Origin of the sequence: Pseudoalteromonas sp. SG45-3, from assembly GCF_014164075.1 — a bacterium.
In the GTDB taxonomy this organism is placed as follows: Bacteria; Pseudomonadota; Gammaproteobacteria; order Enterobacterales; family Alteromonadaceae; genus Pseudoalteromonas; species Pseudoalteromonas distincta.
On record NZ_JACJEN010000009.1, the window covers coordinates 43,425 to 69,678 of the forward strand.

Sequence of the window (26,254 nt, forward strand, 5' to 3'; positions counted from 1 at the left end):
GCGCAGCGTCTCTTAACCTCTTTGTGAATAATTTACTTAAAGATCTTTTGCACAAGGAGAAGGGAATGAGAAGAGAAAGAGAAAGCTGAAACAGCCGATAATGCAAAGTATCTGTGTATGTTGGGTCTCGCTTCGCTCAACCCAACATACATGTTCAATTATTTTATTGGTAGTAACTTACTTTTTAGGAAGTAAGGTTATTTTGCCAAATACGTCGGCATCTATAAAACCACGATTTCTGTCGCCATTTACTGGTTGTACTTCATGTGAGCCCATAAAGTGCTCGCGCACGTCACTGCCATCGTTATCGCAATACGCTAACATAAACCCGATTATTTGCTTTTCGCTAAGTGTAAGTGGCGTGTTTTTAGCCCCTTCTTTATAATCATTAGGGTAGAGTTTTATTGCTACTTCCCAGGTAATGTTAAAGGGCGCGGTGGTGTTGCGCTTCCAGTTACTAACTAGGTGGTCAGTATACAAATGAGCTTTTTTATCAGGTCCGTAATCGGCAGCTTGGTTATCAAGGCCAATATGGTACGCCAAAGCGGTGTGATTAAATTGATGATTACCGCCCGATGCATCGCTATCAATAAATACTTCAAGCGCATCGTCATCCCAATATTTATAGGTTGGATCAGCGTGTGTATCTATTAAAACGTCATCCACAATATCGGCTTGTAGGTATAAATAGTTTTGATCCCACAATAAGCGATAACGCCCTTTAAAGTCGGCATCGTTTGATGGCAGTGTGCCATCCATTAGATAAGGCATGTCGTGCCAAGCGGCTTTATCCCATGCGCTTTCTGATACGCCATCAATAGTAATTGGAGTTGATGTATGTTCAACATCAATAGCCATTGCTGGCGTGCTTAATAAAAAGCTTAAGGCGAGTGCTAATTTCTTCATTAATCTCTCAATTTTATTGTCGATTTGTCTTAATGTAATAACAATCTTAAAACAGCTAAGTAAATAGTTACAGTGAAATACTTTCGCCTTCGTTTAAAATATACAGCGGTACTTTTGAATCCATTTTATTGTACATATGCAATAAGCGAAGTAAGGCTGAATGACTGCTGTGGTCGCCCATTTTCCAACTTGAGTTACCGTATCCCCACGGTATCATTACTTTACAATTAAGCTCTTGTGCTGCGTTGAGCGCGTCTTCAGGTGTGGTGTGCACGTAACGGTACCAGTTAGGATCGTCTTTACTGTAGTAAGAAGCGATTGGCATTAAGCAAATATCGATATCGCCGTATTTTTGCTGTATGTCTTTAAAATGTTTTGAGTAGCCTGTATCGCCTGCAAAAAATAAAGTGCTACCGTTTTGTTCAAGTAACCAGCCATTCCATAGGTCTTTATCGTGATCTTCGTAAATAAAGGGCACTAATACGCGAGCGCTAAAATGATGAGCTGGCACGGCGCTAATAACTAAGTCGTCAATGTTGGTTGTTGAGTACCACGGCATTTCGGTAATGTTAAAACCGCCGGCAGGGAAGTTATCGGCCATCCCGAGTGGTGTTAAATAGCGAGGTTTATTGCCAATACTTTGTATGTCGGCTTTATTAAAATGATCGTAATGAATATGCGAATACATTACCGCATCAATATTTTCGAGTTCTTGCTCACTAGGCCAAGCGCCTGCTTTACGATAAATACCACCGCCGAGTTTAAAGCCAAGTGCGACTGGAGAATCAAACTGATTTTTTACCGGATCAAACAGCACACATTGACCATTTGGAGTGTTAATAACAAAACTAGCGTGACCAAGCCAGCGTACGGTATAGCCAGTGCTAAGTTGTGGTTTAGTTTGCAGACCTTGGTACTGGCAGTTTTCGCTGCCGGTTTTGCATAGTAAGTCTGGGTGAGCTGGGTAGCAGTTTTCAGTACAGGTAGTGGGATATGTTTTTTCACCTGTGTATAAATTTTTATAACGGCCGTTCTTATCATTAATAACAACAACTGAGTCAGAGCTGGTAATACGATTAATATTATTAGGTGCACCGCAGGCCGTTAATATACATAAGAGCATTGCTGCGATTAAAAAGCGTTTCATTGTAAATCCCTTTTAGTATTCCCTTTAACATAAAAAAGCCTGCAATTAAGCAGGCTTGTTAAAGTAACAAATGATTAGCCAGCGCTATTCATTTGCTCAATAAATTTATTTGAATCGGCAATCGATTTGTTCATGTCGTTCATCAACAATTGAATATCGCGCTTAAGGTTAGTGAATTCACCTTTAATAGCCGATACCGCTTGTGCATTTAAGTTATGCTTTAAGTATAAAACGTTATCATGAAGCGAGGTTAATACTGGCTCCATTTTACTCTCTGCGCTGCGCATTGAGCGTAATAGCTGATCAAATTGACGCTTAGTCGCGGTTAGCTTTTTGCTGCTTTCACGCTTAAGTGACGCGCTTTTGTATTGCTCTAGCTCATCGCCCCACTCATCAAACAGGGCTTCTGCCACGTCTTCTACTTTATTGATGTTAGTTGACACTTCGTTAGCGGCATTTAAGCTCGACTCGTAATCGTCGTTTAACTGATTATAAGTGTCTTGTAGTTCGCCACCATTAAAATCGATTAGAGTCGTTAAGCGCTCTAGTGCCGATTTAAATTCTTCTTGTGACTCTTGCTGAGAGTCTTTGGTTTCTTCTACGCGGTCAATAAGAATATCGCGTTTGTGAACACCCACTTTTTCCATCGCAGAATAATAAGCTGATTGGCAGCCAGTTAAAGTAAGTGTTACTACAAGCATTGAAACACTGAGTAATGTTTGTTTTTTCATTTGAATTCCTGTTTACGAGCGTTAGTGCTGTAAATTATGGCGCTGATTGTTATTATAATCAAAACTAAATAAGCACAAGTCAATTGTATGAATGATAAGCTCTCACATTACAAACAGCAAGTTAAGTCCTTTATACGCCAGCAGCCTGGTTGGTGGATGCAGTATTTTAATCGGTGTATAGACGATCAAATAACGGTTAATGCAGGTTACCTTGCTTACGTAACCCTTCTTTCGTTAGTGCCATTAATTGCGGTGGGTGTTGCTATATTTTCAGCTTTTCCGGGCTTTGAATCTACTCGCATGGAAATTGAGAGCTTTTTGTTTACCAACTTTGTCCCTACCTCTACCGATGTTATTAGAGAGCACATTAGCTCCTTTGCCGGTAACGCTAATCAAATGACGGCGGTAGGTATTGGCTTTTTAGCTGCAATAGCCTTGCTGTTAATACGTAATGTAGATGCCACACTAAATCGAATTTGGCGAATTAAGAAAAAACGCCCGATGATGATCTCATTTGCTGTGTATTGGATGGTTTTGAGCTTAGGGCCTGTATTACTCGGAGCGAGTATTGGGGTTACCTCTTATATTGTATCTTTGGTATCGTTTGCTGATCAGGGTATTCCTGGGTTTAGCGGGTTTTTGTTAAAGTTATTGCCGTATGGGATTTCGATGGTGGGCTTTATTATGCTCTACACCTTAGTGCCTAATACGCGTGTATCTTTCAGAGCAGCAATACCTGGCGCTTTTTTTGCGGCACTTTTATTTGAGCTGACTAAAAAAGGGTTTGCACTTTATATTAGCCATTTTCCTTCGTACGAAGTTATTTACGGGGCAGTAGCAACCATTCCTATTTTGTTTGTATGGGTGTATTTATCGTGGGTAGTTGTTTTGCTTGGCGCTGAATTTACAGCATGTATTAGCCCAAATGATATTCCAGAAACACCAGAACTTGAACTAGAAGATGATGAACCAGCAGTAAAGGACACAGTTTAAATGCAAGGTTTAATACAACGCGTAAAGCATGCCAAAGTAGAAATTAACAACCACGTGGTAGGCGAAATTAGCCAAGGTATATTGTTGTTGCTGGGCGTTGAAAAGCACGACGATACGCAAACGGCCGATAAGCTTTTACACAAGGTAAGTAATTATCGTATTTTTACTGACGAAAACGACAAAATGAACTTAAGCCTTAAAGATATTAAAGGTGAGTTACTGGTGGTTTCGCAATTTACGCTAGCGGCTGATACTAAAAAGGGTATGCGCCCTAGCTTTTCATCTGCGGCAACGCCAAGCCAAGCTAATGAGCTTTACGAGTACTTTGTTGCTCAAGCTAAAGAGTTGGGACTTACAATAGCCACCGGTGAGTTTGGTGCCGATATGCAAGTAAGCTTGTGTAACGATGGGCCCGTGACGTTTAACTTATCTGTTTAAACTTTTTTAGTAACCACGACAATATGATTTACATAGCCCGTAATTTTCTGCGGGCTAATGTTACAACCAAATACATCGAGTAATAGCTGTTGAAGTTGTTTTAATTGCGACTCATGCTGCGATAAAAAGTTAATAAATAGCACACCGTTGTTATTTAAAGCCGAGTAAATTTTTTTATAAAATGCCTCTTCAAATAAAAATCGAGGTGCATCTATTTGGCTAAACAAATCTAAAATAATCCAATCAATATTTTGCGCACTTTTTAAAATCTGTTGCGCATCGGCGCACAGCAATTGCTCATTCTTATTTGACGAAAAAAATTGGGTATAGCAATCAATAATATCGGCGTTTTTTTCAACCGATGTTATTTGTGCTTTAGGGTATTTGTGTTGTAAATAATTACGAATTGCTCCGCCGCCGAGGCCGAGTTCTAACACTCTTTGTGGCGGCTTAAGCGCCTGCCAATGCTTACCTAGGCATAATAAGTGTGGAAAAAGTAATAAATCCGGGTTATTTAAATCAATAACAGATTGAAGAGTGTCGTTAATCAGTAACCAGCGTAACTGCTCGTGCTCACGTACTTGAATGTGATCGCCACTGCATTTATGCCAATAGATTAACTGACCAATGCTGTGGCTATTTTCAATAAATTGATCGCCCAGCAAACCCGTCAGTGAATTTATATAATTGATTTTTTCCATCATATTCTCAGCATAAACTAGCAACGTTAAAGCGCAATGGCCTTTGCCATTATTTTTTACGTTATTTTACAGCCATCACCAAAGTCGTATTTGCAGTTTTTTTAAGATGGAGTATGGTATTTGCCATCAATAATACCAACGGACTTAATTATTTAAGCTTTTTAGTTTGGTAGATAATCAATACTATTAGTATAGCGCCGTAGCCTTTTTTGACTTTTATTTACGGCTTATATAACAACAGGAGTATGTATGTTTCAGGTAAGCACCCCACAAAGTAGCGAAGATTGGCAAGCGTATTACCAGTTGCGTTGGCAGGTATTACGCGCGCCTTGGGGCGAGCCACGTGGCTCTGAACAAGACGATATGGAACAAGACTCTGAGCACCGCTTTATAAAAAATAAAGAAGGCGAAGTGCTAGGTGTAGCACGTTTGCACTTTAACAATCATGAGCAAGCACAAGTGCGCTATATGGCGGTTGCAGAGGGTAATCGTAACCAGCATATTGGTAGTCGCTTACTGCACGAGCTTGAAAAAATTGCATGGGTTCAAAACGCAGGTGAGCTTGTATTGTTTGCACGCGAACGAGCGCTTGAATTTTATAAACGCCACGGTTACGAATTAAAAGAAAAAGCGCACTTAGCTTATGGCGATGTACAACACTTTAAAATGGTAAAGCAAAAACCGTCTGAGCCAGGTTGGTTTCGTCACCCTAATTGGACGCAAGTACTACAAAATACGTGGCGTGAGTCTATTCCAATTAGTGACGCGATGGGGATTAAGGTAGAAAGCTATACCGATTGGCAATTTACAACCAGCGCCGACCTAGACGCTAACTTAAACCTACATAACACTATGTTTGCAGGTTCTATTTATAGCTTGGCCACGCTAACAGGTTGGGGCGCTACGTACTTAGCACTTAAAGAAGCTGGGCTTGAAGGTAATATTGTATTAGCCGATGCTAACATTAAGTACTTAAAACCGCTTACTACCGACCCACGTGGTTGTGTTGATATACAAACCTGTAAGGGCAAGTTAAGCGATTTAGAAACCGACGGTAAAGCAAGTTACGTAGTGCCAGTAACTATTTACGATGGTGATAACGTGGTTGCAGAATTTGAAGGGCAGTTTGTAGTAAAAAAATAACTGTTTAGCTGTTCAAAACACAAAAAAGCCAAGCAATGCTTGGCTTTTTTGTGCGTAAAACTTAGGGAGTATTACAGCAAATCGGTTAATAATATACCGACACCAATACGTTCTACATCCGCATTGTAATCAATTAAGCTTTCGCCATAACCGTTAAAGTATTGTGCATAACCACGAACGCGACCCCATAAAGGAAACGACCAGTCGAGTTGAATTGCACCACGATTATCTGAATTTAAATTGTTACGCGTCATAAAGCTAAATTCATGGTCATGAAAACGATACGCGCCGCTAAATTCGAAGTAACCCATGTATTTGTATATGTCTGGGTTGTCGTCGCCATTGGCTTCTAAAATATCTTCTTTTTCGTCCTCAGCTATTCGGTACCAAGGTTTAAAGCTAAAAACAAAGCCTCTGTTTTCCCAAATGAAGTCTGCGTAAATACGGTTCCACGAACGTGAGTTTGGTTGGCTTCGACCATTTGATTGATGCGAAATACCTAATGCGATTGCCATTTCGTCGCCCCATAATACGTTTTCTGGGTCGAGGTAATTTATCCAAAATATTTCTGGTTCGTAGTTGGTCTCACGAAATGGAGACGAAATTTCTGAGTTATAAATTTGCCAATATGATTGCAGTGTAAAGCCAAAAAATATGGCTTGGTCTTTATCCGAAAAATCATCGTAAAGAGGCACTTTTATCGATAGCTGATATTTGGCTTCTAGGTTGTCGAGCGGTTCGCCGTCGTTATCATCTGTTAGTGCATCAAAACCATCAAAAGGGCGATCGTTTGGGTGTGATACGTACGAAAGCGGTAAAATATAGTTACGCTTATGTGGCGTAATTACATTTCTATTTTTTTTACCTACTTCTTCACGGGCTTGGCGTTTATCAAGCGCGGTAAGTTGTTTATTTTCTTCAAGAGCTGAACACTTTTTACGAAGATCGTCTAATGTCTGTTTACCATCTCCGCCAATTACCTCATTTAAAATACACTGTTTTACAAGCTCGATGTCGTTATCTTGCTCGTTTGTAGCAACTTCTTCTTGTGCGAAGGTAGCGGTACTAATTAAAGCAGAAAGAGTTATCCAGTGGCGCCAGCTCATTGTAATTCCTTGTGAGTTTGGGTTGTTGTATGCGTTAATTTAATTATAACGTCTTTTTACATATGTAACGGTGAACTTTTACTGAATTTGTATTTATAACAAGGTCTATACGTATACAAAGTAAGTATAGATCAAAAGAAAAGCGGCCTAAGCCGCTTTTCTAATGCAAATTAACTATTTTAGTTAATTTATACCAATTTTATTAAAAACATGATCATTCTAGCGTATTAAATAGCTCACTAACTACGTTAAAAATTATTTATATAGAACAACTATGTACCATAATTTTAGCCTTGTTATTAAGCTATTTCCTTATCGCTATAATAGATCACTAATTTAATGCAATTGGTATTACTCTCACGCAATGAGAAGGGTGAGCTAAAGCTCAAATATGTTAGTAAAAAACTTATAAAGCTCGGTACCTTGATTAACACTCGCTGAGGCAAAGTGCAAAATAGCAATTGCATCGCAATCAAGAGTAAGTGTTTGCAATGGTTGCTCACTTAAGTAGCGCTCCATGCGTAAAATATTGGCAATAGGCTCACCAGCTTTAATGTGCCCGCCAAGTGGGGCTAAGTATTCAACCATGCCGCCAATAGGGGCGTAATAGGCAAAGTAGTCATCTAAATTACATGCATAACGGGTCATATTAGCTGGCGTATGCGGTGCGTTTTGTAATACGCCTTTGTGATTTAAGTAACTTAAAATGCTGTTTGCATCGTTTAATGCTTCTTTTAAGTCTATTTTTTCTTGGCTGCCTAGCTCTACAGTAAATGCTTCTACAGGTATTGATAATTCGCGGCCTTGTCCGCTAAGCGCATCACTTAAATGCCACCATGGGCAAAAGTTAGCTTCATCCATAGCGCCGTCAAAATCACTAGGAATAAGCAATACATGTTCAATATTAAAGTAACGTGCGCTGTCGGTTGCATAGGTTGGGCAGTACAGATGCTTGCTTGAAATAGGGCCTGTGTGTAAATCGAGTACTATATCAGCTTGATGAGCGAGCTTTTGTAAGTTAAGCGCAATGCGTTTACCCGTATTGAGTAAATAAGCAGGGCCGTTAAGTTTGCTGTCTACTTCGTCAATAAGTGCCTGTTTGAAGTTACTTTTTAATGTAGCGTCGTCATACTGAGTATGATTTTGTGCAAACTGTGCCACTAAATTTTTATTGTAGTGATACATGCGATTCCAATTAGTGCCCGTAATCGGATCGAACCTGCCAAGGGTAAACTCGCCAGATTTTTGATTACAGCCAATCGGATTTGCATAAGGTACAAGGGTAATATCGCCACTAAGTTTAAGGTGTTTTAATTGCTCAAGCAGCTGAAAAATAACTGCGTTACCTTGCACTTCAGCGCCATGCATATTGGCCTGAATGTAAACACTTGGCCCTGTGCCATCACCTTTTAAACGATACACAGGAATTGTAAGCGGTAAGCCGTTTGCAACTTCCCCTACTACAATGTTCTCTTGGCTAATGTGTGTTGTATTACTCATACTTGTTACCTTAAATAATGGCTGGCATTTTCGGCTTGGCGAACACAGGTAAGTGTACCGTTTTGCAAGGTGTACTCAGCAGCTAGCTCATGGCATAAAAAATACGGCATACTTTCGGTAAAGCCGTAAGCACCGCATTGGCTAAACACTAGCCAGTCGTGCTCATTTAAATCGCTTGGTAAGTTATGTTCACCCAAGCAATCAAGCGCTGTACAAAGTGGGCCGTATAAAGTGACCGCTTGAGTTTTAGCACTGGATTCACGCAGTAATGCAGCAGGAAAGTCTTGGCTGGTAACAGCAGGGCGTAATAAGTGATTTATACCGCCGCTTAAAATTACTTGCTGTTGATTATAGTTTTGTTTGCGCTCTACTACTGGGTTTGCGTAATGACCGCATTCGCCCACGGCATAGCGACCAAGTTCCATCCATAGCTCTTCTACACCCGCATCATTTTTAATTTTAGCGAGCGCAGCAATTAAGTCATCCCAATCAAGTGTTGCTTCGTTTTGTGTATAAGGAATACCTAAACCGCCACCTAAATCTAAAATCTTAAGGCTAATATTTAAATCGCTGGCAAGTTGGCTAAGAGGTGCAATCATTTGTGACCACAAGTCGCTTAGTTTTTGCGTGCTAAGCATGTTGCCCCACTGAAAAATATGCAGGCCGTCGAACTTAAGTGCAGGGTAGTCAGCTACATTGAGTGCTTGCCATTCATTACAACCCAAACCAAACGGCGTAAGGCTGTCGCCGCCCAGTGGGTTTTTTTCACCTTCAGGCCAGCGTAATTGTACACGCAGTAATACTTGTAACTGCGTGTTTTGTAGTTGTGCTTGTTGGTTTAACCAACGTACTTGATTGAGGCTTTCTGCTACGAATATACGCACGCCGCGCTCAATAAAGTGTTTTATTTGTTTAGGGCTTTTTGCAGGCCCTGTGTTGAGCACGCGCTGCGAGCTAATACCTTGTGCTAGTACTTGCTCAAGCTCACCTTTACTTGCTACGTCAAAATTAAAGCCAGCACTGTCTAAGCTTTGAATAATTTTAGACAGTGGATTTGCTTTTACCGCGTACCACAGTTTTACATCGGTTTGCGCAACTAAACGTGCAAGATGCGCGTTTAGTTGATCTAAATCGTAAACAAAAAAAGGTGTATCAAGTTGTTGTGTAATTGTATTTACAGCGGTTTTGATAGGCGTGCTCAAAAAGCTCATTATCGTAAAACCTCTTCAAGTAATAATGATGCATCGCTTTTTTCGTCGCGGTATTTAACTATTAACGCACACGACATGCTTAGGCCTTGCTCGCGCGCCCACTCGTTTGACGCAGGGCGAGAGCCTGGTATTACAATAGCGTACTCAGGGATTGGCTCGCCTTTATCTAGTTGGCGCTCGTTTACGCAGTCGTATACCGGAATAGTTGCTGATAAACGCACGCCAGGGGCAAGTACTGCACCTTTTTTAATAACTACACCTTCAACAATAATACAGCCAGCGCCAATAAATGCGTCGTCTTCTACAACTACTGGGCTTGCACCAATAGGCTCAAGTACACCACCAAGCTGAACTGCAGCACTTAAATGTACGTTTTTACCTACTTGTGCACACGAGCCAACTAATGCGTGGCTATCTACCATTGTGCCTTCGTCGATATATGCACCAATGTTTACATACGCTGGTGGCATAATAATCGTGCCTTTAGCAACATAAGCACCACGGCGAACACTAGAGCCACCCGGCACCATACGTACGCCATCATCAGTACTAAATTCTTGTGGAGCTAAGTTATGTTTATCAACAAAACCACCTGCAAACTCAGTATTAGTGCCATTTTTGAAGGCATCCAAAATGCCTTGCTTTACTTCTACGTTAGCCTGCCATTGGCCGCTTTCGTTTTGCGATGCTGCGCGTACTGCGCCCGATTCTAAATTATTTAATAGTTCTAACCAGCTCATTATAAAAACCTGTATTTAATGCCAAGATAAAATGGTGTTGTTTGCAGTTGTGATGCAATCGGTATGAGTTAACTCAAGGTGTGTTAAAGGTGGACGAAGTTGCGGGCTGCTTAAGCGGCCTTGCAAATGCATCAGTACCTTTACGGGAATAGGGTTTGCGACAGCAAATAGGCTATTAATAGCGCTTGACCACTGGGCAAATAAATTAGGGTGTTGACCACTTAAACTGCGCTTAACAAACTCGTGAGTTTGTTCAGGCCATGCGTTTGCAGCTACCGACACCAAACCTTTTGCGCCAGCTTGAGCAAAATAAGGCATTAGCGCATCGTCGCCACTAAAAATAGCTAAATTAGGCGCCGCTTGGCGGTAAGCTTCAAACTGAGCAATACTGCCGCTCGCTTCTTTTAACGCCCATAAATTTTTATTTTTTTGTAAGTTTTGAATTGTTGCCACTGGGATGCTAACAGCACTTCGACCCGGTACGTTATAAAGCATACATGGGTGAGCGCTTGCATTTAGTAGGCTTTCAAACCAATGAGTTTGACCTATAGCACCAGGCTTTGCATAAAGCGGTGAGCCAAGTAAAAAGCTATGAATTGGTAGTGTATTACAGTAGTTAACCCACTCAATTTGTTGCTTTAAGTTACTACCGCCCACAGCAACCATGAGTGGTACTGTTGGTTTTAGCTGGCATACGTGTTCAACAATGGCTTTTTGCTCTTTTAGCGTTAGTGCTAAACCTTCGCCCGTACTGCCAAGTAGCAAAATACCGTTATGTGCCGCTTCTTGATCGCTAACCAGCTTAGTTAACGTGTTGTAGTCAACATTGCCGTGTTGATCAAATGGCGTAACGAGCGCGGTCCACAGTGAGTAGTCGTTTAAATTGAAGTTGTTGATCATCTCTCACGAACTTATAATTTGTACCAATTTTATTAAAAACGTGATCATTTTAGCGATAACTAATTTAATGCAATTGGTATTATTCGAAGAGTTAAAAAGCTTTATGGAAGGAGCCGCATTAACGTCGTTCGAACTAATAATTCGAAGAGCGAATGGGCTTAAAATAATAGGGCGCACGGCCTTAATATTTAAGACCAGAAGCTCTCCACCAAACTAACAAGCTGCTTTTTATAAACAGCTATTGGTGACAGTCGCTAGGGTTCAACCTAGTCGCCCGAAATAAACACCTCGCAAAAGTGGTTACTTCTCGGCGTTAATTCCCCTCACGTATGCTCACTGGAGTTTGCGCTCCTAACATACGCTACCTGAATAACGCACCTCTTCTAGCCCTTTGCACCTGTTTGTAGAGTAAAACTTACAAACCTGTGCAATTTTAATAGGGTAATTACGGCGATTAAAGCATTTTAGCCGTCTAGGTGTCAAGCGACTAAATACAGATTAATTCATCGAAAAGAGGGGTGGTTACGTATTAGGTGCTTTTCTCGTACACTAGCAATATAAGTAGTGAGGTATTTAATTAGTATGGAAAAATTTAGCGATATTTATAAGCGAGCGGTAGAGCGAAAAGGCTCTGAAAAAATGCTTAAGTTATTACTTGCAAAACCGCTATCTAAAAAACAACTAAGCACGTTAAGTGACGACGATTGGCTTGAAGAATTTACTCGAAAAGTATTTCAAAGCGGCTTTTATTGGTCAGTCATAAATAATAAGTGGGCAGGCTTTAGAGAGGTTTTTTGGGATTTTAGCGTTGATAAGTTATTAATGATGCCACCCGATATGCTGGAACAAAAAGCAACGGATGAGCGCATTGTTCGTAACTATAAAAAAGTAAAAACAATTACCGAAAATGCTTACATGATCCACGAAATAGCAGGGGAACATGGCAGTTTTAGTCAGTTTGTCGCTAATTGGCCAACAGACGATATTATTGGTTTGTGGGCGTATTTAAAAAAACATGGTTCACGTTTAGGCGGAAATACAGGGCCTTATGCGCTGCGTGCACTTGGTAAAGATACATTTTTGCTATCACGCGATGTAGAGAATTATTTGCGTGCCCATAAAATTATAGACGGCGGCTTACAAACTAAAAAGTCACTAAATGCAGCCCAAGCTTTTTTTAACGAAATGCAAGAGCAAAGTGGCTTAAGTATGCAAGAGTTAAGCTTAATTGTTGCTTATGGCGTAGGTGACAACCGTGTTGGTATAAGTCAGCAATAATAGGAATTACAATGAAATTAGTGCCAAGATACACAGGTGTTGCAGAAAACTTCGCAATAGAAGATTTCCCTGCAAGTGTCGCCTCTCCTCAGTTATTACTGTGGAATGAGAGCTTAGCAAAAGAGTTTAATATTAACGTTGCGGCTGATTTGCGTGCCAGCACTTTTAGCGGTAACGAAAAACAGGCGATTCCTGCAGTAGCACTTGGTTACTCTGGGCACCAATTTGGACATTTTTCACCACGCTTAGGCGATGGACGAGCGCACTTACTGGGCGCTATTAGTGATGATGAAAACCAGTTATGGGATATTCAATTAAAAGGCTCTGGTGCTACTCCTTACTCAAGAGGTGGGGATGGACGTTGCGCACTTGGCCCTGCTATTCGTGAATACGTAATGAGCGAAGCAATGCATGCACTGGGAGTTAAAACCACACGCTGCTTAGCGGTTGTTGGCAGTGGCGAAACGGTTTATCGTAATCCGCCACAAGCAGGGGCTATCGTTACGCGTGTAGCAACGAGCCATATTCGTGTTGGTTCATTTCAATATTTAGCGACGCAAGGCGATGTTGAAGGGCTTAAAAATTTAGCCGATTTAGCTATAGAGCGACACTACCCAGAAATAACCGATACAGGTTCGCAGCGATACTTAGCATTTTTAGGCGCTGTGATTAAAAACCAAGTTAAGCTAGTTGTGAGCTGGATGCGTGTTGGCTTTATTCACGGAGTAATGAATACAGATAATACGCTAGTTAGCGGAGAGACTATTGATTACGGCCCGTGTGCCATGATGAATAGCTTTGATTTTGATACCGTATTTAGCTCTATAGACAAACAAGGCCGCTATGCATTCGGTAATCAACCTAATATAGCTAACTGGAACTGCGCACGCTTAGCTGAGAGCTTAATACCACTCATTAGCGATGATGACGAGCAAGCTGTTTCATTAATGACGCCATTTATTAATAGTTTTGCTGAGCAGTTTAATACTGAGTTTACGGCTATGTGGGCACAAAAACTGGGTTTAAATGAATCTAGCGATAGTAGTGGCGAGTTAATAGCAGAGTTGTTAACGCTATTAAAAGATAATCAGCTCGACTACACCAATACCTTTGATGCGCTTACTGAATCCTTAAAAGGAGAAAAAAGCGTACCTGAGTCGCTAATTGAATGGAGAGCTAGGTGGGTAAGTTTAACTGACGATAATAGTTATGAAGTAATGAGAGCGGCAAATCCTCGTGTTATACCGCGAAATCATGTGATCGAAGAAATAATTGCACAATATAACGCTACAGGATCCAGCGAGTTGCTACAGCGCTTTATAAAAATAGCCAGCAATCCATATTCTAACAGTGAAGAGTTATCAGAGTTTTGCTCTCCACCGACGAATGATAATGACTACCAGACTTTTTGTGGTACTTAATACTTAACTTTAAATATAACCACATGATTAAAAAGAGTCATTTTTTAATCAAACATGCGCATATACCTAGGGGAATGCTAATTCTGGTGGTATTATGCGCACAATTAAAACCAAGCAATATTTCTTTGCATTTATAAGTGCATTTAATTTAATTGCTCTTACATTCCTTGCTAAGTACTAATTTACAAAAAACTACTATATTTATTTTTCAATAAAGTTTTAATTTCGCCTATAGTAAGTGGATGTGTGTTGCGACAAGGCATAGAAAAAAGTAATAAACTTTATTTTTCGTTAAGTATTGATTAACAAAGGCTCAGTTAGTCTATATAAAACTGATTGAGCTAGTATCGATTAGCTACAATTTAAAATTGTTCAAATGGGAAGAAAACAATGAAATTAAAATCACTTACAATTGCAATCGCGTTGGCTGCAACTAGCGCATCTACATTCGCTGCTGATAAAGAAGAAGGTTTCTACATTGGCGCATTTGGCGACTACTATGACGCATCTTGGAAAAACATGCGTGACCAAGCCGGTCTTGACGTAAACGAATCAACTGGCTGGGGTGTTGAAGCTGGTTACCGTTTCAGTGATTACTGGAGCGCACGTCTTGAATATGCAGACATGGATTTTAATGCTTTTGATAAAGTTGCTGGCAACCGTAACAATATTGATGGCGAGCGTTACGGTATTGATGCTCTTTACCATTTAGACGGCGGTCCTTTCTATGGTCTTTTCGGTATTAAAGAAATTGACGTAGTTGATGACAACACATTCTTAAATGCAGGTGTTGGTTACCAACATTTCATTACAGATGGCTTATTTGTAAATGCTGAAACAGCTGTATACCAAGGTCTTGACCGTGGTTACACAGATGTTGGTGCTAAAATTGGTATTAACTACTTATTTGGCCAAAACTCTGCTCCTGTAGAGCCAGTAAAACCAGCTCCAGAGCCTAAAGTAGTTGAAGTAGCTGTAGCTCCTGTAGACAGCGATAACGATAACATTCCTGATGCAGATGATAAGTGTGCTAACACACCTATGACTGATGCTGTGGATGGTACTGGTTGTACTTTATATGAAGATAAAGAAGTAACAGTAAGCTTATTAGTGACTTTCCCTAACAATGCTTCTGCAGTATCTACTCAATACTTAAATGATATTGAAAAAGTATCTGCATTCTTAAAAGAGTACCCAGATACAACAGTACTATTAGAAGGTCACACTTCTGCTGTAGGTAAAGCAACTTACAACAAATGGTTATCTAAAAAACGTGCTGATGCTGTAGCTAAGCAACTTGTTGCTGATGGTATTGCTGAAGACCGTATTACTACAGTTGGTTTAGGTGAAGAGCGTCTTAAAAATGATGCAAACACTAAAGCTGCAAACGCAGAAAACCGTCGTGTAGAAGCGCATATTAAAACTATCAAAAACGTTAAAGTTTTACGTTAATTAAATAGTTTGTAATAAAAACCCAGCCAAGTGCTGGGTTTTTTTATGCCTGTAATAAATTAATATTAGTTAATGGTAATGATTCTTACTTAATAAGTATTCATGAAAATAGTTTTTACTACAACCACTATTCATAGTATTTATAATCGGTATAATCAGTTGCGCAACTGGATGGATTTTCATCTATCCATAAAAGCTTTATAATTACGCGTTAGAATACTATAAGTATTGGGTAACTTATTTGCGCCCAAAGCGCTACCGGATACTTTCACGTCACCAAGAGGGCAATATTGTGCTACAAGAATATCGTAAACACGTAGAAGAACGTGCCGCGTTAGGTATCGTACCAGCGCCATTAGATGCTCAGCAAACTGCTGATCTTATTGAATTAATAAAAAACCCACCTGCAGGTGAAGAAGAATTCATTTTAGATTTGTTCATTCAGCGTATACCAGCTGGTGTTGATGATGCTGCTTATATTAAAGCGGGATTTTTAGCAGCTGTAGCTAAAGGTGAAGCTAATTCTCCACTTGTTTCTAAAGAAAAAGCGGCAGAATTATTAGGTACAATGCTGGGCGGTTACAATATCGCGCCAATGATTGACCTACTTGATGACGAAACACTTGCACCAATCGTAGTTAAAGGCCTTTCAAATACATTACTTATGTTTGATGCGTTCTACGATGTTGAAGAAAAAGCAAAAGCGGGTAATACATTCGCTAAGCAAATTATTGAGTCTTGGGCAAATGCAGAATGGTTTACTAATAAGCCAGCTGTTGCTGAAAAGATCTCAGTTACTGTATTTAAAGTAACTGGCGAGACAAATACTGATGACTTATCACCAGCACCAGATGCATGGTCTCGTCCAGATATCCCACTTCATGCTTTAGCAATGCTAAAAATTGAACGTGATGGAATTACACCAGACAAGCCAGGCGAAGTAGGTCCAATCTCTCAGCTTGAAGAATTAAAAACTAAAGGCTTACCACTTGCATATGTAGGTGATGTTGTTGGTACTGGTTCTTCTCGTAAGTCTGCAACTAACTCTGTACTTTGGTTCATGGGCGATGATATCCCATTCGTACCAAACAAGCGTGTTGGCGGTGTATGTCTAGGTAATAAAATTGCTCCAATCTTCTTCAATACAATGGAAGATTCAGGTGCATTACCAATCGAATTAAATGTTGATGAGCTTAACATGGGTGAGCAAATCGATATTTACCCGTACGAAGGTGTTGTTAAGAGCCACGGTACTGACAAAGTAATCTCAACTTTTGAACTTAAATCTGATGTAATTTTAGATGAAGTTCGTGCTGGTGGTCGTATACCACTTATCATTGGTCGTGGTTTAACTGATAAAGCACGTACATCACTTGGCCTAGGTCCAACTGATGTATTTAAAGTACCAACAGTGACAGAAGTGTCTGAAAAAGGCTTCACACTAGCGCAAAAAATGGTTGGTAAAGCGTGTAACGTTCCAGGTATTCGCCCAGGCCAATACTGTGAACCTAAAATGACAACTGTTGGCTCGCAAGATACAACAGGTCCTATGACACGTGACGAACTTAAAGACTTAGCATGTTTAGGTTTTTCTGCAGATTTAACAATGCAGTCTTTCTGTCATACGTCGGCTTACCCTAAACCAATCGATGTAAACACTCACCATACGCTTCCTGATTTCATCATGAACCGTGGCGGTGTGTCACTTCGCCCAGGTGATGGTGTAATTCACTCATGGTTAAACCGTATGTTATTACCAGATACTGTAGGTACTGGTGGTGATTCACATACACGTTTCCCATTAGGTATTTCATTCCCAGCAGGTTCGGGTGCAGTAGCATTCGCAGCAGCTACAGGTGTTATGCCTCTTGATATGCCTGAGTCAATTTTGATTCGCTTTAAAGGTGAAATGCAACCAGGTATCACTTTACGTGACCTTGTACATGCAATCCCTTACTTCGGTATTAAAGAAGGTTTATTAACAGTTGAGAAAAAAGGTAAAATTAACGAATTCTCTGGTCGTGTACTAGAAATTGAAGGCGTTGAACACCTAACTGTTGAGCAAGCGTTCGAACTATCAGATGCATCTGCAGAGCGTTCTGCAGCAGGTTGTGCGGTTAAACTTTCTAAAGAGTCTATCGCAGAATACCTAGAATCAAACATTGTTATGCTTAAATGGATGATCTCTGAAGGTTACGGCGATGTACGTACTATTGAGCGTCGTATTACTGCAATGCAAGATTGGTTAGCTAACCCAGAACTAATGGAAGCTGACGCTGATGCAGAGTACAAACATGTACTTGAAATCGATTTAGCAGATATTAAAGAGCCAATCCTTTGTGCTCCAAATGACCCAGATGATGCACGTTTATTATCTGATGTTACTGGCGAGAAAATCGACGAAGTATTCATCGGTTCTTGTATGACTAACATCGGTCACTTCCGCGCAGCAGGTAAGTTACTAGATGGCTTTAAAGGTCGTATCCCAACTCAGCTTTGGGTTGCCCCGCCAACTAAGATGGATAAAGATCAGCTTACAGACGAAGGTTACTACGGTATCTTTGGTCGTGTAGGTGCACGTATCGAAACTCCAGGTTGTTCACTATGTATGGGTAACCAAGCACGCGTTGCAGACAAAGCAACGGTTGTGTCTACCTCTACACGTAACTTCCCTAACCGTTTAGGTAATGGCGCGAACGTATTCTTAGCTTCAGCAGAACTTGCTGCAGTAGCGGCTATTTTAGGTAAACTACCTACTCCAGCTGAGTACCAAGAATACGCAGCGAAGATTAATGCAACGGCTGCAGATACTTACCGTTACTTAAACTTCCACCGTATGCCTGCTTACACTAAAAAAGCAGACAACGTGATTATTCAACAAGCTGTATAACTTTTAGAGTTTGTTTAAAAACCCGCTTCGGCGGGTTTTTTATTGGCTAAAACAAATATTAGATAGTTCATGCTTATTTTTTTATATTATTGTATTAACTCTAGTCTTAAATTGCTTTTAAAGTAATTAATCGCGCAAAAATTCCTATCAAAATGCATTAAAATCCTTATCAATATTCTCATTATTTTAGGCGAGATTTTATGACAGCATTAAACAACCAGAATTTATTGCAACTACGTTTTGTTAACCAAGCAAATATTGATTTGGTTAAACCTTCTTTTGATAACCTTCCTGCAAACCTTTATGCAGATGGTGCCTTTCGTAAACGTCGTTATTCAGTAGTAAAAATGCAAAATGGTGAAATAAAGCTACAGCAAGCCAAAGCATTTGTTCAAGATGATTCAATTAATACTTTTCAAGGCAATGTAGAGCGTACTTACGAAAATTTAGAGCAAAGTTTACTTGAGTCAGAGGGCATGAAAAGCATTGTAAATGAGTTTCGCCAACTTACCGGTATTGATGAGCAGCGTGATATTGAAATTCATCAGTTCCGCATGCTTGCCATTGATAGCGATACACCTGCAGCGCCAGAAGGCGTGCATCAAGATGGTTTTGACCATGTATGTATATGCGGTGTTTCTCACGAGAACTTAGAAGGTGGCGAACTGCTTGTATACGAAAACAAGCAAGCTGAGCCTTGTTTTAAAATGGAAATAAAAGACGGCATGTTTGCATTAATAAACGACCGTCAAGTGTGGCATAACGCAACACCTATGAACAAAATTGATGCTAGCAAACCAGGTTACCTGGATTGTTTTGTATTAACGTCTTAAGGAAGTTAGGCATGAACATAACGCAATTACGTGAGCAGTTTCCAGCATTAATGCAGAACGTTGATGGTAAATCGCCAATATTTTTAGACGGACCAGGTGGCTCGCAGGTACCAACATCGGTGCTTACTGCGATGACAGCTTATTTAGGTCATTATAATTCGAACTTAGGTGGCGCGTTTTTTTCAAGTGATAAAACGGTTGAGTTGATGGCGAATGCGCGCCAAGCCGCCGCTGACTTACTTAATGCACCTAGCTCACAACAAATTGTGTTTGGTCCAAACATGACCAGCCTTACGTTTAGTTTTAGCCGTGCAATTTCACGCGACTGGCAGGCTGGCGATGAAATAGTTGTAACCAATGCCGATCACTTCTCGAATGTATCGTCGTGGCAACAAGCTGCAGAAGATAAAGACGTTAAAGTTAATACGGCTTTAATTAACGAAGCTGATTGCAGCTTAGATATGGCGCAATTTGAAAGCTTATTAAACAGCAACACTAAGCTTGTAGCGGTCACTTACGCTTCAAATACCACAGGTTCAATTAATAATATTAAACGTATTGTTGAGCTTGCTCACGCTGTAGGTGCACTTGTTTATGTTGATGCCGTACATTATGCACCGCACGAACTTGTTGACGTGCAAGCACTTGATTGCGACTTCTTAGCGTGCTCTGCGTATAAGTTTTTTGGTCCGCATTTAGGTATGGTTTACGGTAAAAAAGAACATTTAGACGGGTTTACGCCTTACAAGGTTGAGCCAGCTAAAGACGTAGCACCAGGTCGCTGGGAAACCGGCACGCAAAGCTTTGAAGCAATGGCTGGTTTTATCGCAGCTGTTGATTACATTGCGGCGATTAGCGAACTTGACGATAGCCATTCACGCCGCGAAAAGTTAAGCGTTGCTTTTGCTAAAACTAAGCAGCACGAAATGGCGCTTAGCGAACACTTTTTAACGCGCTTAGTTAATTATCCACGTATTAAGTTATTTGGTATTGATGATTTTGATCGCCTTAATGAGCGTACACCTACTTTTGCTTTAATTTTTGAAGGGCTTGAGCCACGCGCCGTTTCAGAATTTCTAGGTAAACAGCATATTTGTGTGTGGGATGGTAATTTTTACGCGCAAGGGTTGTGCAAGCAATTAGATGTGCTTGATAAAGGCGGCGTAGTGCGCATTGGTTGTATGCACTACAACACCATTGAAGAGCTAGATCAGTTGTTTAATTTATTTGATGAACTGCTCGGTTAAATAATACTGATTTTGGTGCGCTAACTCTTAGGCGCACCATATATTTGTTCTGCACGGTTAAACAATACCCACGAGGTTAAAATATACTTATCGTTTGATACTGGCTTATTGCCTCTATGAGTATGTGTAAAGTAGCCAGGTGCTATTACCATAGTGCCTTTTTGAGGGGCGATTTTACGGTTTTGATAATAAAACTCTGTTTCACCACCTTCTTCTACATCGTTTAAGTAAAACATAAATAACAACACGCGATGCAAAGCTTCATTGTGCTGTAGCTGCGGATAAACTTCACTGTGCCAGTAAGGGTAGCCACCTTTGTTTACTTCGTATTTTTGCGCTTGAATGTTACCGAGTCTAAAAATTTGCTGAACTAAAACGGGTAATTGCGGTTTACCCACTTCTTCAAAATTCTCTTGGGTTAAATCGACTACTTCGCCTGTTTTTGGATGATAAACCTTTAAGCCAAATGCCCCAATCATCATAAAAATATGCTCTTCAACATACTTAAAAACATGCTGTGCAGTCGTTTGTTGTATATGTTTTAATTGTTGTGCATATTCGGGGTGATTATTTAAGTGTAGGTCGTGGCTGTCTTTTTTCTTTAAGTCGACACCGCCCGATGTTACCCCTTGTCTTACATGCGGGCTTTGCGCGAATGTGGAAATAAATTCATCGCAAAACTCATCGCTTAATGCGTTATTAATAACGCGTATAAAGTCCGTCATGGTTTACCTTTATATAATTATTATTGGATTTTTATGTTTATTGAAAAAGTGATGCCGCGCTTTAGCGAAACAGATGCACTCGGACACATCAACAATACCGTACTCCCTGTATGGTTTGAAGTCGCGCGTGGACCTATTTTTAAGTTTTTTACACCGGACTTAAATCCACATGATTGGAAATTGATTATCGCCAAAGTTGAAGTGTCGTTTGTGGGCGAATTATTTTATGGCCACAAAGTGACCGTAAAAACCTCTGTAGAGCATATAGGCACTAGCTCTTTTACACTTAGGCAAGAAGCATGGCAACACGATAAATGCTGCGCAATAGGAAAAGCTGTGATGGTGAGGTACGATTTTATTGCTAAATCAAAGCAAGCGCTTAGCATTGACGAAAAAGCGGCGCTTAACGAGCATATTTACCAAGGCAGTTAACCTTACAAAGCTTATATTTTATATAAGCTCATGCTGAGCTGGATTAGTGTAAATAAATAATGGCAGCTGTAATACCTATCCTCAATAATACTTAATCAATTTGAGGGATTAAATCTGACGATAACTGCGTTAAAAATTTCTGATATAGAACAACTAAATAACGAAATTTTTGCCTTGTTATCAACACGATTTTCTTTCCTCAAAATAGATCACTTAATTAAGTGAAGAGGTATAAATTTTTGTCGAGAAATTTTAACGTATTTAGATTGAGTTGCAGGCTTCAATTATATACTATTTATATTATATATTGTTGCGCCGTTATAACAGGAAATGTTAATTCGGTAATTTGATTGGAGTATGCGTGTGACATCTATTACCAGTAACCAGCCTTTACAAGTTATTCAGCTCAGTGATGGTGAGAATTTAGCAGCTGAAATTTTGCCGTTTGGCGCAATAATAAAAAGCATTAAATTTAAAAAACAAGAAATGACGCTTAGCGTCGATGACCCTCAATACTATCTTGAAAACCCATTTTACTTAGGCGCTACAGTAGGTCGATACGCTAATCGTATTGCAAAGGGGCGTTTTAACTTATCTGGTACGCAGTATCAACTAGAGGCAAATAACGGTCCTAATAGCCTACATGGCGGTGTTAAAGGTTTTAATAAAGTACTTTGGCAAGTAACCAAACAAACTGAAAGTGAAGTTGAGCTTTATTATTGCTCGCCCGACGGCGAACAAGGTTTCCCCGGTGAGTTGCAGGTTTGGCAAACTATTAGCGCTAAAAACGGCGAGCTTACTCTGCACTTTAAAGCGCTAACCAATAAAGAAACGCTCGTTAACTTTACCAACCATTGCTATTTTAATCTTGATGGCAGTGAATCAATTAATGAGCATCTTGTTCAAATTAATACCGATCGTTACCTTCCTATTGATACAACTAGTATTCCACTTAATGAAGCCGCTTTAGTTTTCGGTACCTGCTTTGACTTTACTAAGCCAGCTCAAGTTGGTGAGGCCTTAAGCGCCGTTCATCCTCAGCTAGAAGCTGGAAATGGCTTTGATCACTGCTATATTTTTAATGATGACAGCAGTTTAAAGACGATGGCTACATTAACTTCGCCACACACGAACGTTAGTTTAACCCTTAAAAGTACGCAGCCAGGCATGCAGCTTTATACCGCAAACTTTGTTGGTTCGCCTTTTAAAGCACGGCAAGCTTTGTGTTTTGAAGCGCAAAATTGGCCAGATGCGCCAAATCGTGAAAATTTCCCAAAGGCTAATTTATTGCCAGCAGAGAAATACGAACAGGTTATTATTTACGCTTTTTCTGAGTGAATACAGTTCTTTAATGTTAATGAAAAGAAAACTAAAAGAAAGTATACGGTAATTGAATGCTATCCATAATTAAGGAAAAGGTTGCACTTTTTGCCGCTTTAAAGTATTTATAATATAAATAGTATTTGAAACTATACGCACTACCACAACGACACAACGATTACACACAATCAGGAGTTTTTAAAAAATGGTAATTAACAATAAGTTATCGTTCAACAAGAAAACCGCGCTCAGTATTGCTATCACTGGTATATTGGCAAGCGGAAGCGTTGCAGCTCAAGGCGCTGAAGGCAATACGCCTACAGTAGTAAATGAAGATGTTGAAGTTATCGCAGTAACGGGTATCCGCAGCAGCTTACGTTCATCAATGTTAGATAAAAAAGCATCTAATGTTGTTACAGACGGGATTAAAGCAGAAGATCTTGGTAAATTTCCTGATTTAAACGTAGCAGAGTCTCTGCAACGTATTACAGGTGTAGCAATTGACCGTAGTGGTGGTGAAGGCCAAGCGGTAACTATTCGTGGTTTTGGTCCACAATTTAATACTGTACTTGTTAATGGTCGTCAAATTGCGACAGACAGTGCAGGTCGTGAATTCAATTTTGATGTATTAGCAGCAGATCAAATCACCGGTGCTGATATTTATAAAAGTAATACTGCAACGCTTCAAGAAGGCGGCATTGGTGGTACGGTTAACGTAACTACAGCACGCCCTTTTGATTTTGGTGGTTTACATATTTTAGGTTCAGTTAAAGGTATGTACGAAAGCCTTTCTGAAGAAGTATCTCCATCAACATCATTCTTAATAAGTAATACGTTTAACGATGACAAGCTAGGTGTGCTTTTTGCCATCACTAATCAACAACGTAAACTTCAAAATAACCAAATTTTAACGGCAGGTTGGCGCGGTGGCCAAACAATATCTAACCCAACTGATGGTGTATTGTTTGAAAATGCCTACATTCCACGTAACTGGGACCAAGTAGTTGATGAGCAAGACCGTGAACGTACAAACGCAAGTTTAGTACTTCAATATGCACCATCTGACGATGTTACGATTACGGTTGATGGAATGATTTCAAAATTTGAAGTTGATTCGTCAGTGCGTGATTTAGCATCTTGGTTCGAACCAGACCGTGTAGGCAGCGCAACAATTGATGCTGAAACGGGTACGCTTTTAACTTTCTCTCAAGAAGTTGGCTTAGGCGCGCCAAGTGGCGACCCTGCAAGTGACTTTGTATCACATACACGTAACTCACGTGATGTAACTAATAAAGCATTTGGTATTAATGTTGACTGGCAAGTAAACGAGTCACTAAAAGCAAAATTTGATGTATCTCGCTCAACAGCTGAAAACGACCGTGCAGGTAATGATCGTTTTAACGTAGTGGGTATTATTAACAGCTATACTTTTGATGGTACAGGCAGCATTCCTACCGTACAGCATGATGGCTTTGAAAATGGTTCATTGCCAGATCCAAGCCTAGCGCGTCTTCACTACAACGAAATTGGTAACCAATTTACTGATGAAGATGAAATCACTGAAGTAAAAGCCGATTTTGAATACGTGCCAGATAAAGGCCCAGTAGAGCGTATTAACTTTGGTGCTTATCGCCAAGAGCGTGAAAAATCTAGCTTCCAAATTTTTGGTAGCCAATGTCAATTTTGTGGTTACGGTACACAAGCACCGCTTGATGAAATTGATTTTGAAGCATACACAGCGAGTAATTACTTCCCTGGTTTGATCGATACATTTTATAGCTACGATGGCGATAAAATGCTTGATTACTTAGCCGATCAAGGTTTCCCAGTAGAGCCAACGCTACAAAATAACCGTTACACAATTAACGAAGACATCACTAGTTTATACATGGACTTTACGCTTGGTTTTGATTTAGCTGATATGCCAGTAACCGTTAATATGGGTGCTCGTTACTCAGAAACTGATATTGAAGTTGCTGCAATACAAAGCTTTATTAGCGATGTAGTTCCAACTTCAGATGCGACATTGTTTGCTAACGTATTTGGCCCTGCGACTAATATTGAACAAGGTACTAGCTACTCAAACTTACTACCGTCTTTCAACGTTAAGCTTGAGCTACAAGATAATATGATTTTACGTTTTGCCGCGTACGATAGTATTACTCGTCCAACTATGTCTCAGTTATCTCCTGCGACAAACTTTAACGAGCCACGTCGTCAAAACTTAACGGCAAGTGGTGGCAATCCAGCACTTAAACCATTCCAATCAGAAAACTGGGATATCTCTTACGAGTGGTACTACAACGATGCTAACTTATTTAGCTTTGCAGTATTTAGTAAAGAAGTTGACGACTTTATTGTTACATTAACGGGTGCAGAAACATACGAAATGTCTGACCGTTCAGGTCCTGATTTTGCGTGTACTACATGTACAGACCAAACAGATGACGAACTTATTGGTAGCTCAGAAGTTTACACTGTAAGCCGTCCTCAAAATGGTGAGTCTGCAACTGTAACCGGCTTCGAAGTGGGTGTTACTCACATGTTTGAAAATGGTTTTGGTTTTATCGCTAATGCGACTGTTGTGAATAGCGACATTAGTGTAGGTGATGATACAACTCAAACATTTGCACTTGAAGGTTTGGGCGATTCACAAAACTTAGTATTGTTTTATGAGCAAGACAACTGGCAAGCACGTGTTGCATTTAACAACCGTGAAGGCTTTTTACGCTTAGTTGATAACGGCTTCAATGGTGAACCAGTGAACGTAGAAACGTACGGCCAGTGGGATATTAGTGCAAGCTACGATATTAACGAAAACTTCACTATTTTTGCAGAAGGCATCAATATCACTGAAGAAGAGTTAGTACAAACAGGTCGTTTTGCTAACCAAATTTATTCAGTGGAAGATAATGGCTCACGTTACGCGTTTGGTATTCGCGGATCGTTTTAATTAATGTTTGAGGCGAACTTCTCGCCTCTTGTTTCATTGCAGCACATTAGTGCTAATACCAATTAGGTTAATTTAACAGTAATGTATATTAGTTAACCTAATTGGCTAAAATGAAGCCACATTAAATCCAAATGCCCTACCGGGCATTTGTTGTATAAAACGTTATCAAAGATACTCAAAGAGTAGT

At 40.1% G+C, this 26,254-nt stretch carries 22 protein-coding genes and 1 riboswitch; of the genes, 12 read left to right on the forward strand and 10 right to left on the reverse strand.

The features are described from left to right. Positions 1 to 177: 177 nt before the first annotated feature. The 3 genes from H5126_RS12035 to H5126_RS12045 all read right to left on the reverse strand — a co-directional run bounded on the left by H5126_RS12035 (position 178) and on the right by H5126_RS12045 (position 2,784). Positions 178 to 906 (reverse strand): CBM9 family sugar-binding protein, encoded by a 729-nt coding sequence (locus H5126_RS12035; protein ID WP_182671860.1) that lies wholly within the window; start codon positions 904 to 906, stop codon positions 178 to 180. A gap of 67 nt (positions 907 to 973) precedes the next feature. Then, positions 974 to 2,053 carry an MBL fold metallo-hydrolase gene (locus tag H5126_RS12040; protein WP_182721495.1) on the reverse strand — a complete coding sequence of 360 codons (1,080 nt, stop codon included), beginning with the start codon at positions 2,051 to 2,053 and terminating at the stop codon, positions 974 to 976. A 74-nt stretch (positions 2,054 to 2,127) separates the two neighbouring features. After that, entirely contained in the window at positions 2,128 to 2,784 is a 657-nt protein-coding gene (locus tag H5126_RS12045) for a DUF2959 domain-containing protein (protein ID WP_149594446.1), read from the reverse strand. Between the two features lie 87 nt (positions 2,785 to 2,871). Between H5126_RS12045 and H5126_RS12050 the strand changes: the two genes are divergently transcribed. After that, positions 2,872 to 3,777 (forward strand): virulence factor BrkB family protein, encoded by a 906-nt coding sequence (locus H5126_RS12050; RefSeq protein ID WP_002961130.1) that lies wholly within the window; start codon positions 2,872 to 2,874, stop codon positions 3,775 to 3,777. Next, on the forward strand, positions 3,778 to 4,215 hold the full coding sequence (dtd, locus tag H5126_RS12055) for a D-aminoacyl-tRNA deacylase (RefSeq protein ID WP_002961132.1): 438 nt from the start codon (positions 3,778 to 3,780) through the stop codon (positions 4,213 to 4,215). Here the strand turns inward: dtd and H5126_RS12060 are convergent. Beyond that, on the reverse strand, positions 4,212 to 4,919 hold the full coding sequence (locus H5126_RS12060) for a spermidine synthase (RefSeq protein WP_182674050.1): 708 nt from the start codon (positions 4,917 to 4,919) through the stop codon (positions 4,212 to 4,214). The two genes, dtd and H5126_RS12060, sit on opposite strands and share 4 nt — an antisense overlap. Positions 4,920 to 5,165: 246 nt before the next feature. Between H5126_RS12060 and H5126_RS12065 the strand changes: the two genes are divergently transcribed. Then, positions 5,166 to 6,059 (forward strand): bifunctional GNAT family N-acetyltransferase/hotdog fold thioesterase, encoded by an 894-nt coding sequence (locus H5126_RS12065; RefSeq protein WP_002961136.1) that lies wholly within the window; start codon positions 5,166 to 5,168, stop codon positions 6,057 to 6,059. 71 nt (positions 6,060 to 6,130) lie between these two features. On the opposite strand, the gene H5126_RS12070 is transcribed toward H5126_RS12065, so the two are convergent. From H5126_RS12070 to dapA, 5 genes are all read right to left on the reverse strand, one after another. Beyond that, complete coding sequence (locus tag H5126_RS12070) at positions 6,131 to 7,165, reverse strand: phospholipase A (RefSeq protein ID WP_002958796.1); 1,035 nt, start codon at positions 7,163 to 7,165, stop codon at positions 6,131 to 6,133. Between the two features lie 378 nt (positions 7,166 to 7,543). After that, complete coding sequence (locus H5126_RS12075) at positions 7,544 to 8,665, reverse strand: succinylglutamate desuccinylase/aspartoacylase family protein (protein WP_182720171.1); 1,122 nt, start codon at positions 8,663 to 8,665, stop codon at positions 7,544 to 7,546. A 5-nt stretch (positions 8,666 to 8,670) separates the two neighbouring features. Continuing rightward, positions 8,671 to 9,876, reverse strand: coding sequence for a PLP-dependent decarboxylase (locus H5126_RS12080; protein WP_182671864.1), 1,206 nt, complete (start codon positions 9,874 to 9,876; stop codon positions 8,671 to 8,673). After that, positions 9,876 to 10,616: a 2,3,4,5-tetrahydropyridine-2,6-dicarboxylate N-succinyltransferase gene (locus H5126_RS12085; RefSeq protein WP_007376223.1), complete on the reverse strand. Its 741-nt coding sequence runs from the start codon at positions 10,614 to 10,616 to the stop codon at positions 9,876 to 9,878. The genes H5126_RS12080 and H5126_RS12085 overlap by 1 nt, the downstream gene beginning before the upstream one ends. A 15-nt stretch (positions 10,617 to 10,631) precedes the next feature. After that, entirely contained in the window at positions 10,632 to 11,516 is an 885-nt protein-coding gene (gene dapA, locus H5126_RS12090; RefSeq protein ID WP_182720172.1) for a 4-hydroxy-tetrahydrodipicolinate synthase, read from the reverse strand. A gap of 190 nt (positions 11,517 to 11,706) precedes the next feature. Next, positions 11,707 to 11,907: riboswitch (Lysine riboswitch) on the reverse strand. A gap of 191 nt (positions 11,908 to 12,098) precedes the next feature. Here dapA and H5126_RS12095 point away from each other — a divergent pair. From H5126_RS12095 to H5126_RS12120, 6 genes are all read left to right on the forward strand, one after another. Beyond that, complete coding sequence (locus H5126_RS12095; protein ID WP_182720173.1) at positions 12,099 to 12,794, forward strand: DNA-3-methyladenine glycosylase I; 696 nt, start codon at positions 12,099 to 12,101, stop codon at positions 12,792 to 12,794. Between the two features lie 11 nt (positions 12,795 to 12,805). Further along, the gene (locus tag H5126_RS12100) at positions 12,806 to 14,215 is read left to right on the forward strand and encodes a YdiU family protein (RefSeq protein WP_182720174.1); all 1,410 of its coding nucleotides are present in this window, start codon (positions 12,806 to 12,808) and stop codon (positions 14,213 to 14,215) included. Between the two features lie 390 nt (positions 14,216 to 14,605). After that, entirely contained in the window at positions 14,606 to 15,667 is a 1,062-nt protein-coding gene (locus H5126_RS12105; RefSeq protein ID WP_154903746.1) for an OmpA family protein, read from the forward strand. 292 nt (positions 15,668 to 15,959) lie between these two features. Further along, positions 15,960 to 18,557: a bifunctional aconitate hydratase 2/2-methylisocitrate dehydratase gene (gene acnB / locus H5126_RS12110; RefSeq protein ID WP_182720175.1), complete on the forward strand. Its 2,598-nt coding sequence runs from the start codon at positions 15,960 to 15,962 to the stop codon at positions 18,555 to 18,557. A gap of 200 nt (positions 18,558 to 18,757) precedes the next feature. After that, the gene (locus tag H5126_RS12115; protein ID WP_002958808.1) at positions 18,758 to 19,390 is read left to right on the forward strand and encodes a 2OG-Fe dioxygenase family protein; all 633 of its coding nucleotides are present in this window, start codon (positions 18,758 to 18,760) and stop codon (positions 19,388 to 19,390) included. A gap of 11 nt (positions 19,391 to 19,401) precedes the next feature. After that, positions 19,402 to 20,637: a cysteine desulfurase-like protein gene (locus H5126_RS12120; RefSeq protein WP_154903747.1), complete on the forward strand. Its 1,236-nt coding sequence runs from the start codon at positions 19,402 to 19,404 to the stop codon at positions 20,635 to 20,637. 20 nt (positions 20,638 to 20,657) lie between these two features. Here H5126_RS12120 and H5126_RS12125 read toward each other — a convergent pair whose 3' ends face one another. Next, positions 20,658 to 21,362 carry a 2OG-Fe(II) oxygenase gene (locus H5126_RS12125; protein WP_182720176.1) on the reverse strand — a complete coding sequence of 235 codons (705 nt, stop codon included), beginning with the start codon at positions 21,360 to 21,362 and terminating at the stop codon, positions 20,658 to 20,660. A 33-nt stretch (positions 21,363 to 21,395) separates the two neighbouring features. On the opposite strand from H5126_RS12125, the gene H5126_RS12130 reads away from it, so the two are divergent. From H5126_RS12130 to H5126_RS12140, 3 genes are all read left to right on the forward strand, one after another. Further along, positions 21,396 to 21,794, forward strand: a complete 399-nt coding sequence (locus H5126_RS12130; RefSeq protein WP_182720177.1) for a thioesterase family protein — start codon at positions 21,396 to 21,398, stop codon at positions 21,792 to 21,794. 357 nt (positions 21,795 to 22,151) lie between these two features. After that, on the forward strand, positions 22,152 to 23,132 hold the full coding sequence (locus H5126_RS12135) for an aldose epimerase family protein (protein ID WP_220491460.1): 981 nt from the start codon (positions 22,152 to 22,154) through the stop codon (positions 23,130 to 23,132). A gap of 187 nt (positions 23,133 to 23,319) precedes the next feature. Then, complete coding sequence (locus tag H5126_RS12140) at positions 23,320 to 26,067, forward strand: TonB-dependent receptor (protein WP_182692448.1); 2,748 nt, start codon at positions 23,320 to 23,322, stop codon at positions 26,065 to 26,067. Positions 26,068 to 26,254: the final 187 nt, after the last annotated feature.

Coding starts and splice junctions, on each gene's coding strand:
- H5126_RS12035 (WP_182671860.1), bottom strand. CDS start 906: ATGAAGAAATTAGCACTCGCCTTAAGCTTTTTATTAAGCACGCCAGCA.
- H5126_RS12040 (WP_182721495.1), bottom strand. CDS start 2,053: ATGAAACGCTTTTTAATCGCAGCAATGCTCTTATGTATATTAACGGCC.
- dtd (WP_002961132.1), top strand. CDS start 3,778: ATGCAAGGTTTAATACAACGCGTAAAGCATGCCAAAGTAGAAATTAAC.
- H5126_RS12140 (WP_182692448.1), top strand. CDS start 23,320: ATGGTAATTAACAATAAGTTATCGTTCAACAAGAAAACCGCGCTCAGT.
- H5126_RS12060 (WP_182674050.1), bottom strand. CDS start 4,919: ATGATGGAAAAAATCAATTATATAAATTCACTGACGGGTTTGCTGGGC.
- H5126_RS12125 (WP_182720176.1), bottom strand. CDS start 21,362: ATGACGGACTTTATACGCGTTATTAATAACGCATTAAGCGATGAGTTT.
- H5126_RS12100 (WP_182720174.1), top strand. CDS start 12,806: ATGAAATTAGTGCCAAGATACACAGGTGTTGCAGAAAACTTCGCAATA.
- H5126_RS12105 (WP_154903746.1), top strand. CDS start 14,606: ATGAAATTAAAATCACTTACAATTGCAATCGCGTTGGCTGCAACTAGC.
- H5126_RS12135 (WP_220491460.1), top strand. CDS start 22,152: ATGCGTGTGACATCTATTACCAGTAACCAGCCTTTACAAGTTATTCAG.
- H5126_RS12070 (WP_002958796.1), bottom strand. CDS start 7,165: ATGAGCTGGCGCCACTGGATAACTCTTTCTGCTTTAATTAGTACCGCT.
- H5126_RS12085 (WP_007376223.1), bottom strand. CDS start 10,616: ATGAGCTGGTTAGAACTATTAAATAATTTAGAATCGGGCGCAGTACGC.
- H5126_RS12075 (WP_182720171.1), bottom strand. CDS start 8,665: ATGAGTAATACAACACACATTAGCCAAGAGAACATTGTAGTAGGGGAA.
- H5126_RS12050 (WP_002961130.1), top strand. CDS start 2,872: ATGAATGATAAGCTCTCACATTACAAACAGCAAGTTAAGTCCTTTATA.
- H5126_RS12045 (WP_149594446.1), bottom strand. CDS start 2,784: ATGAAAAAACAAACATTACTCAGTGTTTCAATGCTTGTAGTAACACTT.
- H5126_RS12130 (WP_182720177.1), top strand. CDS start 21,396: ATGTTTATTGAAAAAGTGATGCCGCGCTTTAGCGAAACAGATGCACTC.
- H5126_RS12120 (WP_154903747.1), top strand. CDS start 19,402: ATGAACATAACGCAATTACGTGAGCAGTTTCCAGCATTAATGCAGAAC.
- H5126_RS12115 (WP_002958808.1), top strand. CDS start 18,758: ATGACAGCATTAAACAACCAGAATTTATTGCAACTACGTTTTGTTAAC.
- H5126_RS12080 (WP_182671864.1), bottom strand. CDS start 9,876: ATGAGCTTTTTGAGCACGCCTATCAAAACCGCTGTAAATACAATTACA.
- dapA (WP_182720172.1), bottom strand. CDS start 11,516: ATGATCAACAACTTCAATTTAAACGACTACTCACTGTGGACCGCGCTC.
- H5126_RS12065 (WP_002961136.1), top strand. CDS start 5,166: ATGTTTCAGGTAAGCACCCCACAAAGTAGCGAAGATTGGCAAGCGTAT.
- H5126_RS12095 (WP_182720173.1), top strand. CDS start 12,099: ATGGAAAAATTTAGCGATATTTATAAGCGAGCGGTAGAGCGAAAAGGC.